Here is a 17,391-nt window from a genome sequence, read left to right as displayed (position 1 = left end):
ATCCGAGCTTTCGACAGCTATCGAGCGACCTGATCTCATTGTTCCCCGTCGGCAGTCAATGATTCAAGAAGTTCTCCATACGCCCAAATCCGTCGAACCCGGGAGGGACCACCGTTGAAAAAAATTTACGTGCTCGATACCAACGTGCTTCTTCACGATCCGAATGCGATGTTCTCGTTCGAGGACAACGAGGTCGTCATTCCTTCCGTCGTCCTGGAGGAGATCGATTCCAAGAAGCGGCTGGCCGACGAGATCGGCCGCAACGCACGGTTCGTATCCCGCGAACTCGATCGTATCCGGGAGAATGGCCATCTGCACAATGGCGTTTTTCTGGAGAACGGCGGCTTGTTGAAAGTTGAGATGAATCATCGACGCTTCGTCCGGGTTCAGGAATTGTTCGGCGAGATGACGAACGATAACCGAATCCTGGCGGTAGCGCTCAATTATCATATGGAGGAGCAAGAGAAAGAAGCGGAAGCCCGCCCGGTCATCCTCGTCAGCAAGGACGTTCTCGTTCGCGTCAAGGCGGACGTTCTGGGCATCTTGACCGAGGACTACTTGTCGGACCGCTCCGCGTCCCCGGACGACCAGTACGCCGGGCATCTCACGCTGCACGTGCACCCTTCGGTGATCGACGAATTTTATACCTATCGGTTCCTTGGCATCAACCACCTCGGCTTGAACGTCAAGCTGATGCCGAACGAGTTCGTCATCCTGAGGGATGAGCTCGGTACTTCCAAGTCGGCGCTGCTCAAAGTGAGCCCGGACGGCCATCGACTGGAGCCGCTGCATCTGAGCAACGATCCGGTGTGGGGGATCACCGCGAGGAACGCCCAGCAACGAATGGCACTAGAATTGCTGCTTAACGACGAGATTCCCCTCGTAACCCTATCCGGGCGCGCGGGAACCGGCAAGACGCTGCTGACGCTGGCGGCGGGATTAATGAAGGTAGAAGACGAGCACAAGTACAAGAAGCTACTGATCGCCCGTCCGGTCGTGCCGATGGGCAAGGATATCGGCTATCTGCCCGGCGAGAAAGAAGAGAAGCTGAGGCCGTGGATGCAGCCGATCTATGACAACCTGGAGTTTCTGTTCGACACGAAGAAGTCGGGCGACCTGGACAAAATTCTGATGGGACTCGGCAGCATTCAGGTGGAAGCCCTCACCTACATTCGGGGGCGGTCCATTCCGGGCCAATTCATCATCATCGACGAAGCGCAGAACCTGAGCAAGCACGAGGTGAAGACGATCGTCTCGCGCGTCGGCGAGAACAGCAAGATCGTCCTGCTCGGGGATCCGGAACAGATCGATCATCCTTATCTGGACGCGATGAGCAACGGACTCACTTATCTTATCGAGCAATTCAAGGGAGAGGGCGTCAGCGGCCACGTCACCCTGGAGAAGGGCGAGCGTTCTCGTCTGGCTCAGTTGGCGGCGGAGCGGCTGTAGGTGGATCGGAAGCAGGGGGAGAAGCGGCACCAGGGGGATCCTGGTGCCGTTTATTTGTCATTAAGAGAACCCATGGTTCGACTGGGATTCAAACAAATTCGGACCTCGTTCAGCTCCCCGCGCGAGGGGAGAGAGGACGGAGCTTCCGGCTGATCCCCATAAAGCGGTTACAAAGAATTGCGCGACAATTCCGTGCATTACTGCTATCATTAGAAGGACAATGTTTAAACCGGAGATTTTACCTTTAGGAGAGAAGGGAGGAGGCGGATACGCGCCCCAAAACGATACTCGTCATCCTGCTGCTCGGCCTAATGGTGCTGTTCGTTTCTCCGCTTGCGTCCTCTCCTTCCTCGGGTACGGTTCCGACTGCGGTTCCGGAAGAACCGGATTCCGTTCCGGTGTTCCAGCCGGTGGATACCGATTCTCTGCCGGCCGAATTGACCGTCTCCGCCGTCATCGATGAAGAAGGCTATGGACTGCTGATGAAGCAAGGAGCGAGATACCAGGAGAGTCATCCCGAACTGGAGATTCATTGGAACCGGATCGAGCCGGAGGACGCGGATACCGACCAAGAATGGCTTGCCATAGCCGATCAGGCCGATGTCGTGCTCGTTCCGAACGAATGGATCCGGCTGCTTGCCGTATCCGGCAAGCTGAGTCCGGTGGATACCGCGTTCGTCGGCGAAGCCCAGTCCGAGCAGTTCGATGCCCTCATCTCCCAGGTGAAGTGGAACTTGTATCTCTGGGGAGTGCCGAAGGACTTCGACCCTTATGTCCTGGTATGGAACCGCAATGTCCTGGAAGCGGTGAGGAGCGAGACGGACGGCATGGAGCTGCCGTTAAAGCCCGAACAGTGGCAAAGCCTGCCGCAGAAGCTTAGGGACGCGGGGCTCGTCAGCAATTGGCTCGCGATCGACCGGAAGGATCCCTATGCTCTGTTGGCATGGCTTGGCGCGGTAACGGGAGAGAGAGAAGACGTGCTGTTCGAAGCGGATGCCAAGACATGGGGGGAGCGGCCGCTTGAAGCCGCGTTAACCTTGCTGGCGCAGGAGCAGGCGGGGATCGCTTCGGCCGGGCCGAGCGAGGACCCCGGTTTCTGGCCGGCCTTCGCCGCCGGACGCTACGCCGCCGCGATCGTTCGCAACTCCGAGGCGGAGCAGGCGTTCCGCGAGCTGCCGGATTCTTCCTCCGCGGCGCTCAAGATCGATCGGGAGTCCTGGAATTCCGCTTTCGTCTGGCCGGGCGGCACGAGCTTCGGGCTTTCTTCGGGTTCCAACAACAAAGAAGCCGCGATCGGTTTGATCGCGGAGATGACGAGCGAGGACAATCAGTGGCAGAATTATTTGGCGACGGACCGTCTTCCGGTTTATCGGTCGCTCTACGAGGGAAGCAAGGATATGCTTCCGGTCTCCGTGGCGGTCGCCCAGCGATTCCCCAACCAGGCGACCGTCTCCGTCGAGCCGGGGATCCCATCCCGCGCCTCTCTCTTAAAGAGCTTATGGTTCAAGTGGCTCGCGGGCGGCATCACGCTGCCCGATTGGAGAGCGCGCTGGGAGGCTTCCGCGGGATTACTTGCCGAGCTTGAGTCCGACGACTAGCTTGCCGTCGGTAAGCTCTACCGAATCGGCCTTGATATAAGACATGAATTCTTGCGGATAGAAGCCCAGGTCGAACTCCCGCTCGAGATCCTGGCGAGTCGTATCGGGCAGTTCCAGATCGTTGAAGACCAGCTTATCGACATGGAAAAGGATGGCGTTCTTCGGATCGTTCTCAATCGTATAATGGCCTTCGATTCTCACTTTGATATCCCCATTGCTTCCTTCGAGAATCATTTGTCCCGAGGCGAAAGCGATCGCGATCTGGCTTAGCCGATCATCTTGTTTGCGCAGGAATTCGTTAAGCTCGGCGTCCGTTATCGTCAGTTTTGCTTTCAGTCCGCTTGTTTTCAGGGCATCCGGGTGCTCCTTCAACCAATCCGGGAGCTTCGACATCGCTTTCGACAGGGCTCGGAACTCTTGTTTGACTTCGTACAAGCCGACATTCTGCCAGTACGCCTGCATCTCGGCCATCATCTTGCGCATTCCTTCTTCGTCGCCGCTCGCGGCCAGCAAGGAATCCAGCTCGCTCTGAAGGGCCTGGATCCGTTCGCGTTGAGCGCGAAGCTCCTGTTCGACCTGAGAGAGCTCATTCTTGTTTCTCTCCAGCGTCCGGTAGCCTTTCTGCAGATCCTCGTACTCATCCTCATAGCTCTTGAGAGTCTTGTGGTCGGATTGGAACAAGAGATCCATCAACTCCCAGGTTGCCAGCAGTTCCTTGAGAGAACGGGAATTCAGAAGGGCCGACCACATCGCATCCTTCTGTCCCATGTAATAGGTTCTTAGAACGCGTCCGGCCTGTTCGCGTTTTGCGACGATCGCAATCTCTTGCTCGGCAAGCTTCTGAGAGGTCTGCTCGATGCCCTTCTCCGCAGCGGCCCGCAGCCCGGCGATGCGATCGATCTCCCGGTCGATCTCGACGACCGTAAGCCCCTTCTCCAGCAGTTTCTTGGTCTCCTCGTTGAACCCGCCGGAAGGGGCGGGAGCCGCATAGGCCGGACGGACCGGCGAATTGGCGCCCGGAAGCGCCGATAGACCGGTTAAGATCAGCCCTATGGCGAGGAGGAGAGAGAGGCGGCGCAACATGACGGGCACCTCCTTCCGATGAATGGACATGAATGGACATGCTTGAGACTGCTCCCATTCTATGAACAAGCGGAGCGGGTCATGTCTCTGATCTATTATAAATCATTCGGCAGGAATACGTTTCACTTTTATCCAATTGTTATGTCGAAGGGGAGACAAGGGATGAAGCTGGATTTACCTCTGATCGGCATCCTGAAGGAGAAAATACGGACGTCGCGGCGGCAGGGGATCACGGAGAACGGGAAGCCGGCGAAAGCCATCCGATTCCGGGATTTCATGGCCGCTTGCTTATACGAGCCCGAATACGGTTATTATTCAAGCGATAAGGTTCGGGTAGGGAGAAGCGGCGATTTCTATACGAGTTCATACATAGGAGAAGCATTCGCGGATTGCCTGGCTTCACGTCTGGCCCGGCTGGCGGACGAGCATTTCGGCTCCGACTCGGAGGTCGAGGTACTGGATTGGGGAGGAGGAACGGGCAGGCTTGCGGGTCAGCTGCTCTCCGCTTGGGAGAGGGAGGGGGCAACTCGTTGGCGAGTATCGGTCGTGGACGGCAACCCCGCCCATCGGCAGGAAGCGCAACGCGGCCTCGAGCAAGCAATCGAGCAAGGGAAGGCTTGCGTTCTTAGTCCGGAAGAAGCCGAAGCTATCGAATGGAGAGAGCGGAACGTCATTCTGGTTGGTAACGAGCTGCTGGATGCGATGCCGGTTCATCGGCTTATCCGGAAAGCCGGCATGGTGCGGGAATGGGGCGTCGCTTGGGACTTGAGAGCGGGACGCTTCGTCTCCTGCTTGCTGGAACCGGATGAAGAGCTGCTGCTAAGCATGGAAAGGGACCGGATCCGCTTGCGGGAAGGACAGACCTGCGAGATCGGACGCGACGCCGAGGAATGGTTCGCCGCGCGGTCTTCTTCCTTCGGCGACGCGATAGCCGTCTTCATCGATTACGGCGATGAATCCGAGGAGCTGTCGGCGGCGCATCGAATGAACGGCACGCTCGTCTGCTACCGCAACCATCTGGCTTGCGACGACCCCTACGAGGCTCCGGGCGAACAGGATATCACCGCTCACGTGAACTTTACGGGAATGCGAAGGGCGGGCAAGGAGGCCGGATGGGAGGAGCTGTGGTACGGGACCCAGCTGCGATTCCTGACGGACTCGGGCTTGCTGGATGGGCTGGTCCCCCTGGCCAACGCGGATCCTTTCCATCCGAACGCAAGAAGGAACCGCGCGATCCGCCAACTGCTGTTAAGCGATAGGATGAGCGAACTGTTCAAGGTTCAAATCTTCCGCAGGACCCATGAATAATGGCAATAAAAAAACGCCGGAGCGCTTGGCTCCGGCGTTCTGCCTTGTCTTGTTTAAGCGGGGAGTCCCATCTTGAATACACTCCAATAAGTGAACCCAAGGAAGGCGATGACCATATATGCCCAGAACATATAGATATAGGTCTTCTCCGTAAAGTTCAGGTAGCCGAATAAGAAGAACACAGCCGACTGAATGAAGAAAAGCAAAGCCATCTCCCACATATCGCCCGCGAAGGACATCAAAGCGATTAGCAGCGTAAAGAGTCCCAATACCCGGAACATGCGTGCCATTGTGCAATCTCCTCTCTGTCTAACCCCGTTTTACCTATGCATGCATATTATACCTGTTGTCCCAGCAAAGTGTAAACCGGAAGAAGTGACGAATTGGCAAACTTTTCGTCCATAACTTCAAGGTTCCTTTTTTTTCGTCTTTTTATTCGTAACGGCCGAGGTCCTCGCCGCGGAGGTATACCGCGACAGAAAATGGATATACATAGAAGTAACCGCTAGATTCTATGAACTCTACTACGGGCATAGAAATGAATAAAAAAGCCAAAAAATTCGATTGAAGATCATCTTTGATGAGGAGGGAATGCGCGCATGACGGCTGTCAGACAGGACGCATGGAGTCCAGACGACGATTTAATATTGGCCGAAGTAACGCTTCGACATATTCGGGAAGGAAGCACGCAGCTGGCGGCATTCGAAGAGGTCGGCCAACGAATCGCCCGCACGTCCGCGGCATGCGGATTCCGTTGGAACAGCTTCGTCCGGAAGCGGTACGACGAGGCGATCGGAATGGCGAAGCAACAGCGGCAGAAGCGTAATTATCTTAAGAAGCAAGGCCTCGCTTCTACTCTGGCGAATACCATCACGGACCGGCTCCCCGGAGAGGACACGGATTCATCCAAATCCGAATTGGTTACCGCGGATTCGTTATCTATGGAAGCGGTTATCCGCTACCTGCGCCAATGGAAGAATTCGGTTCAGGATTTGTCCCGCCAGGTGAAGGCGCTCGAGAAAGAATTGCGGGATAAAGAAGATCAGCTGTCGGAGCTTCGGGAAGTCAATAATCGTCTCTCCAAGGAAGTCAGCGAGGTCCAGACCGATTATCGCGTCGTGAACGACGATTACAAAGCGCTTATCAAGATTATGGACCGGGCAAGAAGGCTTGCCTTCCTGGCCGAAGAAACCGAAGAAGAGAAAACTCGCTTCAAGATGGATGCCAACGGCAATCTCGAACGCATCGAATAGACGCCGCAAGACGCCGCGTTTATGTTCCATAGACAGGGACAGTCCGCAAGAGTTCCGCAAGGAACCGCGAACGGTCCCTGTCTTTGTTTCGTTTATCGGTTAAGCTATGATAGGGTAAAAGCAGGTCGACGTAGGCAATGGTTGGCAAAAGCTATCGTATCGATCGGAAATCGAGAGGATCTTGTTGAATGGAGACGAAGAGGATGCGGGCTGCCATAGCGGGCGGCGGATCCATGGGCCTGCTGCTGGCCGCCAGGCTGAGCGCCGCAGGCTGCGAGACGACTGTCTGGACAAGAAGCGAGGAGCAGGCTCGAACGCTGGAGAAGCAAGGCATTACGCTGTTGGATGGGAACGGGGAGCGATTGGGGAATTTCCCCGTACGAGCGGTTTCGATCGGCCAAGCTGCCGCGAATCGCGAGAGTCTCGTCGTGCTGCTGGCGCTGAAGCAGACCGGACTGACGGAGGAATTCCTGCGGGAGCTGCGCGAGGCTGCGGGAGAACGAGCGGAGATCGTGTCGTTCTGCAACGGAATCGGGCATCTGGAGCGGCTTACGGCAACGCTGCCGGGTTCTTCCCAATTGGCCGCGGTCACGACGGAAGGGGCGCTGCGTACGGGTCCGTCCGAAGTGATGCATACGGGCAAAGGGCAGATTTGGATGGGTCAAGCTCCTATTTTCAAAGGAAGTTCGACGGAATATGTCAAAATGCCTACGGAAGATAGGTTGAAGGATATAGAAAACCTCTTCCAAACGGCAGGATTCTCCATTTTTATGTCGAATAAGATGTCAGAGCGAATTTTGCGCAAGCTGCTGATCAATTCGGTTATCAATCCTCTCACCGCCTTGCTGCGGGTTCGAAACGGGGAGCTGCTGGAGTCGGAAGCTCGTCTGGCGCTTATGCGGGCGCTGTTCGAGGAGACATTGCCTATCCTTCAAGCGAACGGCCTTTCTTCAGGGGACGGCTTGTGGGAGGAAGTCGTGGACGTCTGCGTCCGCACGGCGCGGAACGAATCTTCCATGCTTCAGGATGTTCGGAACGGCAGGCTCACGGAGATCGAAGCCATCAACGGAGCCGTATCCCGTCTCGCCGCGGACATGGGAGCAAGCGCTCCATGGAATGAGAAGCTGACGGCCTTGGTGGGAGCGATCAACGGATAAAAAAGGAGATGAGATGAGTGTCCGCAATCTGGAATGCATTGGTGAGCATTTACGCTGCAATAGCTGTGGTTCCGATTATTCCGTTCCTCATCGTCTTCTTCTTCGCCAAGTGGAGAGGGCAGGAGCGCAACCAGGCGATCAAGCTGTCGATGGACGTGACGACGGTCTTCCTGATCGGATGCGTCTCGATGCTGCTGAACCGGCTGGGAACCTCGTTCGGCCCTTACATTCTATTGTTGTTCATGCTGATCATGGGCGGTTTGCTCGGCAATGCGCAGAACCGGGCGCGAGGCAGCGTCGATTCGCGCAAGCTGATACGGGCGATCTGGCGGCTGACGTTCTTCCTGACAACGATCCTCTACGTGCTGCTAACGATCGTGGATATCGCCGGCAGAATCATAGGGAAGTCCGCCTGAGCTTGTCATCAAATGTTCACGGAAAATCGGCAAAAAGAATAAAAAGGAAACGCCGGAAGCAACCTATCCTACGGGGAGGTTGCTTTTTTGCATGGCCCGGAGGAAGAAGCTGGGAACCGGCGGCCGGGCAGCGAATGGAAGCGGCGAATAAGAGTTGGAAATCGAGTCAAGGGTTTGCTAAAAGAGTCAAATATGACCGGTAGTATAAAAAAATATCGGGCGATATAATCAGGAAGCTACTATTCATTTCAGACAGAAGGGGTTAAAAAGCTATGCGCAAATCTTGGTTTCTAACGCTTGCCATGCTGCTTGTCATCGGCACCGTGCTAGCTGGATGCGGTTCTAACAACAGCTCTTCCGGCAATCAGGTATTTAACATGAACTTGTCCTCGGAACCGCCGACTCTGGACCCGGCCCTGGCACAGGACTCCGTGTCGTTCACCGTTCTGACGGGTCTCTATGAAGGCTTGACTCGCAAGGATTCCACCGGCAAGGTCATTCCGGGCGTTGCCGAGACTTGGGATATCTCCGACGACCAGAAGACGTATACCTTCCATCTTCGCAAGGATGCCAAGTGGTCGAACGGCGATCCCGTTACCGCGCACGACTTCGAATATGCATGGAAGCGGGTCCTCGATCCGAACCAGAATCCGGCTTCCCCTTACGCTTACCAGCTCTATTACGTTAAGAACGCGCAGAACTACAACATCGCTGCCGACAACCCGAACCATATCACGGATCCGGAGCAGGTCGGCGTCAAAGCTACCGACGACTACACGCTGGTCGTCCAGCTGGAGAACCCGACTCCTTACTTCCTGAGCATCACTTCCTTCTGGACGACGTATCCGGTCCACAGCTCCGCCAAGGATAACGCGGCATGGGCTGCGGAAGCGAACACGATGATCACGAACGGACCGTTCAAGATCACGACCTGGAAGCACGGCAACGAGATCGACCTCGTTCCGAACGAGAACTACTACGCGAAGGACGAAATCAAGCTGTCCAAGGTTCACTTCGTCATGGTATCGAACTCCTCCACGGAGCTTCAAATGTACAAGACGGGCCAACTGAGCTATTCCGGCGCGCCGACGGGAGAAATCCCAACGGAGCAAATCGCGACGCTTAAGGGCTCCAATCCGGACGAATTCAACAACCAAGCGACGGCCAGCACCTATTATTACAACTTCAACACGACGAAAGCGCCTTTCGATAACGCCAACATCCGCAAGGCATTCGCGATGGCGATCGACCGCACGCAATTGGTCGAGAAGGTCACGAAAGGCGGCCAGCAGCCGGCATTCGGTTTCGTTCCTCCTAGCATTACCGGCGAGAACAAGTCCTTCCGCGAAGAATATCCGGATATCGACCTGTTGAAGCCGGATGTCGCGCAAGCGAAGGCCCTGCTGGAGCAAGGCCTGAAGGAAAAGGGCCTCTCCTCCATGCCGACCGTTACCCTGACGGTCAATGAAGGAACGGGCCACAAGCAAGTCGCGGAAGCGATCGTCGACATGTGGCGCAAGAACCTCGGCGTCGAGGTCAAGATCGAGACTCAGGAATGGAAGGTGTTCCTGAAGAACCGCCAAAGCCTGAACTACGATATCGCGCGCGCCGGCTGGTCCGCCGACTACAACGATCCGATGACGTTCATCGATATGTTCACCTCGACCGGCGGCAACAACGACATCGGCTTCAAGAACGCGCAATACGACGAACTCGTCAAGAAGGCCTACGCTTCCAGCGATCAGCATGAGCGTATGCAATTGATGAGCCAAGCGGAGAATATTCTCGTCAAGGACAACATGGCCATCCTGCCGCTGTACTACTACACGGGCGTTCATATGGTCAAGAAGAACGTCAAGGGAATCGTCATGGATTACCAAGGCATGATCGACTACACCCGGGCATCCGTGGAATAACGATCGACCATCGTTCGCATATCGGGGTATGCAGGCTAATCCCTGTCATATCCCGATTTTGCTTCCTTGGCACGCGTCGGTTCATCAAGAAATAAAGGGAAGGAGTGAATTTACGTGGTGCGTTATTGGATCGGGAAACTATTCTCCGTCCTTGTCTCGTTGTTTATCCTGGCGACAGCGACTTTCTTCCTGATGAAAGCGATCCCGGGCGATCCTTTCACGGCGGAGAAGGCGGTGCCTCCCGAGATCAAAGCCAAGCTGATGTCCTTCTATGGCTTGGATAAACCCCTATGGGATCAATATGTGACTTATTTGAAGAACCTCGTTCATTTCGACTTGGGGATGTCGATGAAGAGCCAATACCAGACCGTATCCAGCATCATCGCGGATTCGTTCGGCTACAGCCTTCGCCTCGGGATTCTCTCGATTATCGTCTCCGTCGTGGTCGGCGTGGGGCTCGGCATTCTTGCGGCCATGTATCATAGAAAGCTGCTCGACAGCGCTGCGATGATTCTGGCGGTGCTAGGCGTGAGCGTACCTAACTTCGTTGTCGCTTCGCTTCTGCAATACGTGTTCGGGGTGAAGCTGAACTGGTTCCACGTTGCCGGCCTCAACGGGCCGCTCGATTACGTGCTTCCGATCATCGCGCTCGCTTCTCTTCCGATCGCGTATATCGCCCGCCTGACCCGCTCCACGATGCTGGAGGTGCTGTCCGCGGAATACATCAAGACGGCCAAAGCCAAGGGCATTCGCAAACGGGTCATTATTTTCAAGCATGCGCTTCGCAACGGCATTCTCCCGGTCGTCACCTATCTGGGACCGATGACGGCGAACGTCGTCACCGGCTCGGTTGTCGTGGAGCAAATCTTCGGCATTCCGGGGCTCGGCCAGTACTTCGTCGGCAGCGTATCCAACCGGGATTACACGCTTATCATGGGGATCACCTTGTTCTATGCGGTTATTCTGATGGTCGCCCGTCTGTTGACGGACATCGTCTACGGCCTCGTTGATCCTCGAATCGGACTTCGCTCGCGGAAGGGGGCTGCATGATGGAGAAACAAGGAACATCCGATATGACGACTCATCGCGACGGACGCAAGCAGCCCGGCCTGACCCGCGAGCTGTTCAAGCGCCTTAGCTTCCGCCCTCCGGGCGAGATGCTGGCGGGGGAGAGCGTGCCGGAATGGAAGGATGTCATGCGCCGCTTGCTCACCAACAAGGTGGCGATGACGGGAGCGGGCTTCCTCGTGCTCCTGACGATCATGGCGATCATCGGTCCGTGGCTGACGCCTCATGATTATTTTACGAACAACCTGGATCGGACGAACGAGGCTCCGAATTCGGATTACTGGTTCGGAACCGATAATCTGGGCCGTGATATTTTCTCGCGGATCTGGATGGGGGCGCGGATCTCCTTGACGGTAGGCGTCGTAGCCGCGCTGATCGACCTTATCGTCGGCGTCGTTTACGGCGGCATCATGGGCTACGTCGGCGGCAAGACCGACGAGGTCATGAACAAGATTACCGAGATCCTGTACGCTATTCCTTATCTGCTGGTCGTTATTCTTCTGCTGGTCGTCATGGAACCGAGCATGTGGACCATCATCCTGGCCCTGTCCGTAACCGGCTGGATCAATATGAGCTGGATCGTCCGCGGGCAGATCCTTCAATTGAAGAACCAGGAATACGTCCTCGCGGCGAAGTCGATGGGAGCAAGCGGAAGCCGGATGCTGTTCAAGCATTTGATTCCGAACACGCTCGGCCCGATTATCGTCACGTTGACGCTGACGGTTCCTTCCGCGATCTTCTCGGAAGCCTTCCTAAGCTTCCTCGGTCTCGGGGTGCAGTCGCCGGCGGCTTCGTGGGGAACGATGATCAACGATTCCTTGACCAGCTGGACGCTGTATCCGTGGCAGATGATCATTCCGGCCACGCTGATCAGCTTGACGATTCTGGCCTTCAACCTGTTCGGGGACGGCTTGCGCGACGCATTCGACCCCAAGCTTAAAAAATAAATTCTCATGGGAGGTGGAGAGATGGATACTATCCTTCGCGTTGACGATCTGCACGTGTCGTTCCGGGCGCGGGGCGGAGAAGTCCAGGCGGTTCGCGGCGTCAACTTCGAGGTGAAGAAAGGCGAAGCGATCGCCATCGTCGGCGAATCCGGCTCGGGCAAGAGCGTAACGGCACAGAGCATTATGCGGCTCCTGGCAAGCCCTCCTTCTTATGTCAAGCAAGGCTCGATCGAATTCATGGGCCGCAATCTGCTGGAGCTGTCCGAAGAAGAGATGGAATCGATCCGCGGCAAGGATATCGGCATGATCTTCCAGGATCCGATGACGTCCCTGAATCCGACGATGACGATCGGACATCAGATTACGGAAGGCTTGATCAAGCATCAAGGCATGAACCGCTCGGATGCCAAGGAGCGAGCGTTAGAGCTGCTAAGGATGGTCGGCATTCCGAATCCGGAGACCCGCTATTCGCAGTATCCGCACTCGTTCTCCGGGGGCATGCGCCAGAGAGCGATGATCGCGATCGCGCTCTCCTGCAATCCGGCCCTGCTGATTGCGGACGAGCCGACGACGGCGCTCGACGTGACGATTCAAGCGCAAATTCTTCAGCTCATGAAGAGCCTGCAGGATAAATTCGATACGTCCATCATTCTTATTACGCATGACCTCGGCGTCGTAGCCGACGTCTGCGACCGCGTCATCGTCATGTATGCGGGCCAAGTCGTGGAGACGGGGACCAAGTGGGACATCTTCCGTCATCCGCAGCACCCGTATACCCAGGGCCTGCTTCGTTCCATGCCGAGGCTGGATCTGCCGAAAGGCGAACCGCTCATTCCGATTCACGGATCGCCGCCGGACATGCTGCAGCCCCCCGCCGGGTGCGCCTTCTGCGCCCGTTGCGACTATGCGATGGAAGTGTGCCTGAACCACGATCCGGATCTCGTTCCGGCCGGCGGAGAAGGGCAGACGGCGAAGTGCTGGCTGCATCACCCTTATGCGAAGGAGGTGCAAGCATGAGCGCAATCAAGAAGCAATCGACGCCGATCGTGGAAGTCAACAACTTGAGCAAGTTCTTCCCGGTCGGGGGAGGGCAGACGCTGAAGGCGGTCAACGACCTGACGCTGGCGATCGGAGCGGGCGAGACGCTGGGCGTCGTCGGCGAATCCGGCTGCGGCAAGTCGACCGCCGGACGCACGATCATGCGCCTCTACGAGCCGACGGGAGGCGAGACGCTCTACCAGGGGAAGAACATCTATAAGATGAGGGGCTCCGAGCTGAAGAAGCTTCGCCAGGAGATGGCGATGATCTTCCAGGATCCGTACGCTTCCTTGAATCCTCGTTTCAGCATCCTGGACATTATCGCCGAGCCGCTTGATATTCACGGCCTCGCCGGAAGCTCCAAGGAGCGGAAGATGAAGGTCGAGAAGCTGCTCGAGATGGTCGGACTGCGTTCCGAGCATGCGAACCGTTATCCTCACGAATTCTCCGGCGGTCAGCGCCAACGGATCGGGATCGCCCGCTCGCTGGCGGCCGGGCCGAAGTTTATCGTATGCGACGAGCCGATCTCGGCGCTGGACGTCTCGATCCAGGCGCAGGTCGTGAATCTGCTGCAGGAGCTGCAGCGCTCGATGGGGCTCACGTACCTGTTCATCGCCCATGACCTGTCGATGGTGAAGCATATCAGCGACCGGGTCGCCGTTATGTACTTGGGCAAGATGGTCGAGCTGGCGGAGAGCTCGGAGCTCTATGCGAATCCGAAGCATCCGTATACCCAAGCGCTCCTGTCCGCGATTCCGGTACCGGATCCGGAAGTGGAAGCGACCAAGGAGCGGATCGTGCTGCAGGGGGATCTCCCAAGCCCGATCAACCCGCCGAGCGGCTGCCCGTTCCGCACGCGCTGCCCGTACGCGACGGAGAAGTGCGCCGCGGAGGTTCCTCCGTTCCGCCAAGTCGCGGACGGCCACTGGGCAAGCTGCCATTACGCCTAATCCGATTATTCAGAGCTATGCCGTTAGCGGAGGCGCGCCTCCAATACGGCATAGCTTTTTTTTGCATGCGTCAGGCATAGGCTAGAAGGAGCCCGAACCTTGAAGATCATGGGGGCGTATATAGTGGAGAGAATCCCTTGCGATAGCACCCGAGTTCGGATAACAAGCGAAGCGGACCCTTCCGTCAAACCTATCTTTGACGCCAATGAACCCATTCATGTACAATCTAGTGGACATGACATTATACGGGGGGACTCCGCAATGAACTTGACTCCCTTACAGGGGTTGTCTTCCCCAGCTCTGGCGGAACGATACCGGCAGGGAGACGCACGATTACGAGATCTATTCGGCTCTCATCCCTCTATCGCCGAAGACTGGCGGAAACGCGTAGAACATCTGGATCGAACGGAAGCGGGACGCATCGACAAGTCCCGGCTCCGTTCCGTCCTTCGAGACTTTCAAGCTAAGCTGCTTCCTAACGAAGCGGTTGACCGTTCGATTGAAGCTTTGGCGCAGCCGGGCAGCTTGGCCGTTGTCGGCGGCCAGCAGGCCGGCCTCTTCGGAGGAGCGCTTCTCATCGCCTATAAGGCGATCTCCGTGATTCAGACGGCGCGATATGCCGAGAGCATGCTCGGCCGCAAGGTCGTTCCCGTGTTTTGGATCGCGGGGGAAGATCACGACTTCGACGAAGCGAATCATCTATATGTATCCGCGGTGGACAGCAAGCCCCGCCGCGTTCGGCTCGAACGTCCGGAGGGCCAGCGGCATTCCGTCAGCCGGACTTCCCTTACCGGGGAGCAATGGAACGCCGCGGTCGAGCAGTTGTCGGCCGCGCTGCCGGACTCGGAGTTTAAGCCGGCCCTGCTGGACCGGATCCGCAGCTTCTCGGCTGACGCTCCAACCCTTACGGTATCCTTCGCAAGGCTTCTGTCCGAGTGGTTCGGTCCGGAAGGGCTGGTGCTGCTCGACGCCGACGATCCGCAGCTTCGCCGCCTGGAGGGCCCGATGTTCCGCAGGCTGATCGAGGACAACGAAGCTCTGGAGCATGCTCTCCGGAACGGCGAAGAAGCGGTCATCGAGCTGGGCTATTCGCTTCAGGCGCCTTCCTCCACGAATGGCGCTAACCTGTTCGTCCACTCCGAGGAAGGACGGCTGCTGCTGTTCCGGGAAGAGGGCGGCTTCGCCGACAAGAAGAAGACGGTATCCTACACCCGCGAAGAGCTCTTGAACCTCTCCGAGGAGGAGCCGGAGCTTCTGAGCAACAACGCTCTGACGAGACCGCTCATGCAGGAATATGCCCTTCCCGTGCTGGCCACCGTTCTCGGACCTTCCGAGATCGCGTACTGGGCCGAGCTGAAGCCGGCGTTCGAACGGTTCTCCCTGCAGCTTCCGCTGCTGATCCCGAGACAGTCGTTTACGTACCTGGAGCCTGGAGTCGACAAGCTGCTCGCGAAGTACGGAGTGACCGTGGAGGATATCATAACCAGAGGAGAACGCTTGAAGGAAGAATGGCTGCAAGACCAGGATCGTTGGAACCTGGAAGAACGCTTCGATGAGATCCGCGCCGGCGTCATGGGACTTTACGCGCCTCTGCTCGAGACGTTGAGCGAAGTGGAGCCGGCCTTGGGCGAGTTGGGAACGACGAACCAAGGCCGCGTTCTCGAGCAGATCGCCTACCTGGAGAAACGGGCGGCGGACACGGTAGCGAAGCAGCATGACGTATCGCTTAAGCAATGGGACCGGATGCGCGACTCCCTCTGGCCGCTCGACAAGCCGCAGGAGCGCGCGCTCAGCACCTTGCATTTCTTGAACCGCTTCGGCCCGAATTGGCTGAAGGGTTGGCTGGAAGTCCCCTTCGACGTAACGGGCGGACATCGACTGGCAAGCGAATAGCGAACAATCCTTAATCGTTCGAATCATAGGAGGCAACCTGATTGAAGACTACCCTGAAGAGCGTCATCCGAGATCCGTCCCTCGCCCCGGAGGGCAAGCTGAAGATTGACTGGGCGCAAGCCCACATGCCGGTTCTGAACCGCATCCGCGAGCAATTCGAGCGCGAGCAGCCGTTCAAGGGGCTGAAGGTCGCCATCTCGCTTCATTTGGAAGCGAAGACGGCCTACCTCGCCAAGGTCGTTCAAGCCGGCGGCGCCGAAGTGGCGATTACCGGCAGCAACCCTCTGTCGACGCAGGACGACGTCTGCGCGGCGCTGGTAGAGGACGGCATCGCGGTATTCGCCAAGTACAATCCGACTCCGGAAGAGTACCACGAGCTGCTCGTGAAGACGGTGGAGACGAAGCCGGACCTGATCATCGACGACGGCGGCGACTTGGTCACGATCCTTCACACGGAGCGCCAAGACCTTCTGCCGAACGTTCGCGGCGGAGCCGAAGAGACGACCACCGGCATCCTTCGCCTCAAAGCGATGGATAAGGAAGGCTCCCTGAAGTTCCCGATGGTCGCGGTCAACGACGCTTACTGCAAGTATTTGTTCGATAACCGTTACGGCACCGGCCAATCGGTCTGGGACGGCATCAACCGGACGACCAATCTGGTCGTGGCGGGCAAGACCGTCGTCGTTAACGGCTATGGCTGGTGCGGCAAGGGCGTTGCGATGCGGGCGAAGGGACTCGGAGCCAACGTCGTCGTCACGGAAGTCGACGCGATCAAAGCCGTCGAAGCCTATATGGACGGCTTCACGGTTCTGCCGATGGCGGAAGCGGCGAAGGTCGGCGAATTCTTCGTCACCGTGACCGGCAACAAGGACGTCATCACCGGCGAGCATATCGCGCAGATGAAGGACGGAGCGATCCTGTCCAATGCCGGACACTTCGATGTCGAGGTGAACCTGGTCGAGCTGGCGGCTCTCTCGGTATCGAAGCGCACGGTGCGCCGGAACATCGAGGAGTACGTGCTTAAGGACGGCCGCAAGATTTACGTTCTGGCCGAAGGCCGCCTGGTCAATCTGGCCGCCGGCGACGGACACCCGGCCGAGATCATGGATATGACGTTCGCGCTGCAAGCCCTGTCCTTGAAGTACGTGAACGAGAACTATGAAGCGATCGGCAGCCGCGTCGTCAACGTTCCGTTCGAACTGGATGAGCAGGTGGCCCGCACGAAGCTGGCTTCTCTCGGGATCGCCATCGATACCCTCAGCGATGAGCAGAAAGCTTATCTCGACAGCTGGGCTTCCCACTGATAGACGATACC

At 57.2% G+C, this 17,391-nt stretch carries 15 protein-coding genes; 13 read left to right on the top strand and 2 right to left on the bottom strand.

What is annotated here, in order from left to right; genetic code table 11:
• Positions 1 to 114: 114 nt before the first annotated feature.
• Both ELR57_RS03300 and ELR57_RS03295 read left to right on the top strand, forming a co-directional pair.
• A complete protein-coding gene (locus ELR57_RS03300) occupies positions 115 to 1,449 on the top strand; it encodes a PhoH family protein (RefSeq protein ID WP_126957240.1) in 1,335 nt (444 codons plus the stop codon).
• Between the two features lie 311 nt (positions 1,450 to 1,760).
• On the top strand, positions 1,761 to 3,047 hold the full coding sequence (locus ELR57_RS03295; RefSeq protein WP_126957238.1) for an extracellular solute-binding protein: 1,287 nt from the start codon (positions 1,761 to 1,763) through the stop codon (positions 3,045 to 3,047).
• Here the strand turns inward: ELR57_RS03295 and ELR57_RS03290 are convergent.
• Positions 3,018 to 4,130, bottom strand: coding sequence for a coiled-coil domain-containing protein (locus ELR57_RS03290; protein WP_126957236.1), 1,113 nt, complete (start codon positions 4,128 to 4,130; stop codon positions 3,018 to 3,020). The two genes, ELR57_RS03295 and ELR57_RS03290, sit on opposite strands and share 30 nt — an antisense overlap.
• A gap of 162 nt (positions 4,131 to 4,292) precedes the next feature.
• On the opposite strand from ELR57_RS03290, the gene ELR57_RS03285 reads away from it, so the two are divergent.
• Complete coding sequence (locus tag ELR57_RS03285; RefSeq protein ID WP_158629917.1) at positions 4,293 to 5,438, top strand: class I SAM-dependent methyltransferase; 1,146 nt, start codon at positions 4,293 to 4,295, stop codon at positions 5,436 to 5,438.
• A gap of 53 nt (positions 5,439 to 5,491) precedes the next feature.
• On the opposite strand, the gene ELR57_RS03280 is transcribed toward ELR57_RS03285, so the two are convergent.
• Complete coding sequence (locus ELR57_RS03280; protein WP_126957232.1) at positions 5,492 to 5,728, bottom strand: DUF2626 family protein; 237 nt, start codon at positions 5,726 to 5,728, stop codon at positions 5,492 to 5,494.
• A gap of 309 nt (positions 5,729 to 6,037) precedes the next feature.
• Here ELR57_RS03280 and ELR57_RS03275 point away from each other — a divergent pair, with 309 nt between their 5' ends.
• The 10 genes from ELR57_RS03275 to ELR57_RS03230 all read left to right on the top strand — a co-directional run bounded on the left by ELR57_RS03275 (position 6,038) and on the right by ELR57_RS03230 (position 17,380).
• Positions 6,038 to 6,691, top strand: a complete 654-nt coding sequence (locus ELR57_RS03275; protein WP_126957230.1) for an RsfA family transcriptional regulator — start codon at positions 6,038 to 6,040, stop codon at positions 6,689 to 6,691.
• Positions 6,692 to 6,879: 188 nt separating this feature from the next.
• Complete coding sequence (locus ELR57_RS03270) at positions 6,880 to 7,848, top strand: ketopantoate reductase family protein (protein ID WP_126957228.1); 969 nt, start codon at positions 6,880 to 6,882, stop codon at positions 7,846 to 7,848.
• 17 nt (positions 7,849 to 7,865) lie between these two features.
• Positions 7,866 to 8,264 (top strand): DUF3397 domain-containing protein, encoded by a 399-nt coding sequence (locus ELR57_RS03265; RefSeq protein WP_126957226.1) that lies wholly within the window; start codon positions 7,866 to 7,868, stop codon positions 8,262 to 8,264.
• A gap of 272 nt (positions 8,265 to 8,536) precedes the next feature.
• Positions 8,537 to 10,180 (top strand): peptide ABC transporter substrate-binding protein, encoded by a 1,644-nt coding sequence (locus tag ELR57_RS03260; protein WP_126957224.1) that lies wholly within the window; start codon positions 8,537 to 8,539, stop codon positions 10,178 to 10,180.
• 114 nt (positions 10,181 to 10,294) lie between these two features.
• Entirely contained in the window at positions 10,295 to 11,230 is a 936-nt protein-coding gene (locus tag ELR57_RS03255) for an ABC transporter permease (RefSeq protein WP_126957222.1), read from the top strand.
• Positions 11,230 to 12,195: an ABC transporter permease gene (locus tag ELR57_RS03250; RefSeq protein ID WP_370452193.1), complete on the top strand. Its 966-nt coding sequence runs from the start codon at positions 11,230 to 11,232 to the stop codon at positions 12,193 to 12,195. Before ELR57_RS03255 ends, ELR57_RS03250 begins: the two co-directional genes overlap by 1 nt.
• A 21-nt stretch (positions 12,196 to 12,216) precedes the next feature.
• On the top strand, positions 12,217 to 13,212 hold the full coding sequence (locus tag ELR57_RS03245; protein ID WP_126957220.1) for an ABC transporter ATP-binding protein: 996 nt from the start codon (positions 12,217 to 12,219) through the stop codon (positions 13,210 to 13,212).
• The gene (locus ELR57_RS03240; protein ID WP_126957218.1) at positions 13,209 to 14,183 is read left to right on the top strand and encodes an ABC transporter ATP-binding protein; all 975 of its coding nucleotides are present in this window, start codon (positions 13,209 to 13,211) and stop codon (positions 14,181 to 14,183) included. The genes ELR57_RS03245 and ELR57_RS03240 overlap by 4 nt, the downstream gene beginning before the upstream one ends.
• 261 nt (positions 14,184 to 14,444) lie before the next feature.
• The gene (bshC, locus tag ELR57_RS03235) at positions 14,445 to 16,076 is read left to right on the top strand and encodes a bacillithiol biosynthesis cysteine-adding enzyme BshC (RefSeq protein ID WP_158629916.1); all 1,632 of its coding nucleotides are present in this window, start codon (positions 14,445 to 14,447) and stop codon (positions 16,074 to 16,076) included.
• A gap of 41 nt (positions 16,077 to 16,117) precedes the next feature.
• Complete coding sequence (locus ELR57_RS03230) at positions 16,118 to 17,380, top strand: adenosylhomocysteinase (RefSeq protein WP_126957214.1); 1,263 nt, start codon at positions 16,118 to 16,120, stop codon at positions 17,378 to 17,380.
• The last annotated feature ends 11 nt before the right edge of the window (positions 17,381 to 17,391 follow it).

It is taken from the genome of Cohnella sp. AR92, from assembly GCF_003990975.1.
Taxonomy (GTDB): Bacteria; Bacillota; Bacilli; order Paenibacillales; family Paenibacillaceae; genus Cohnella.
This window is presented reverse-complemented; position numbering and strand designations above follow the sequence as displayed.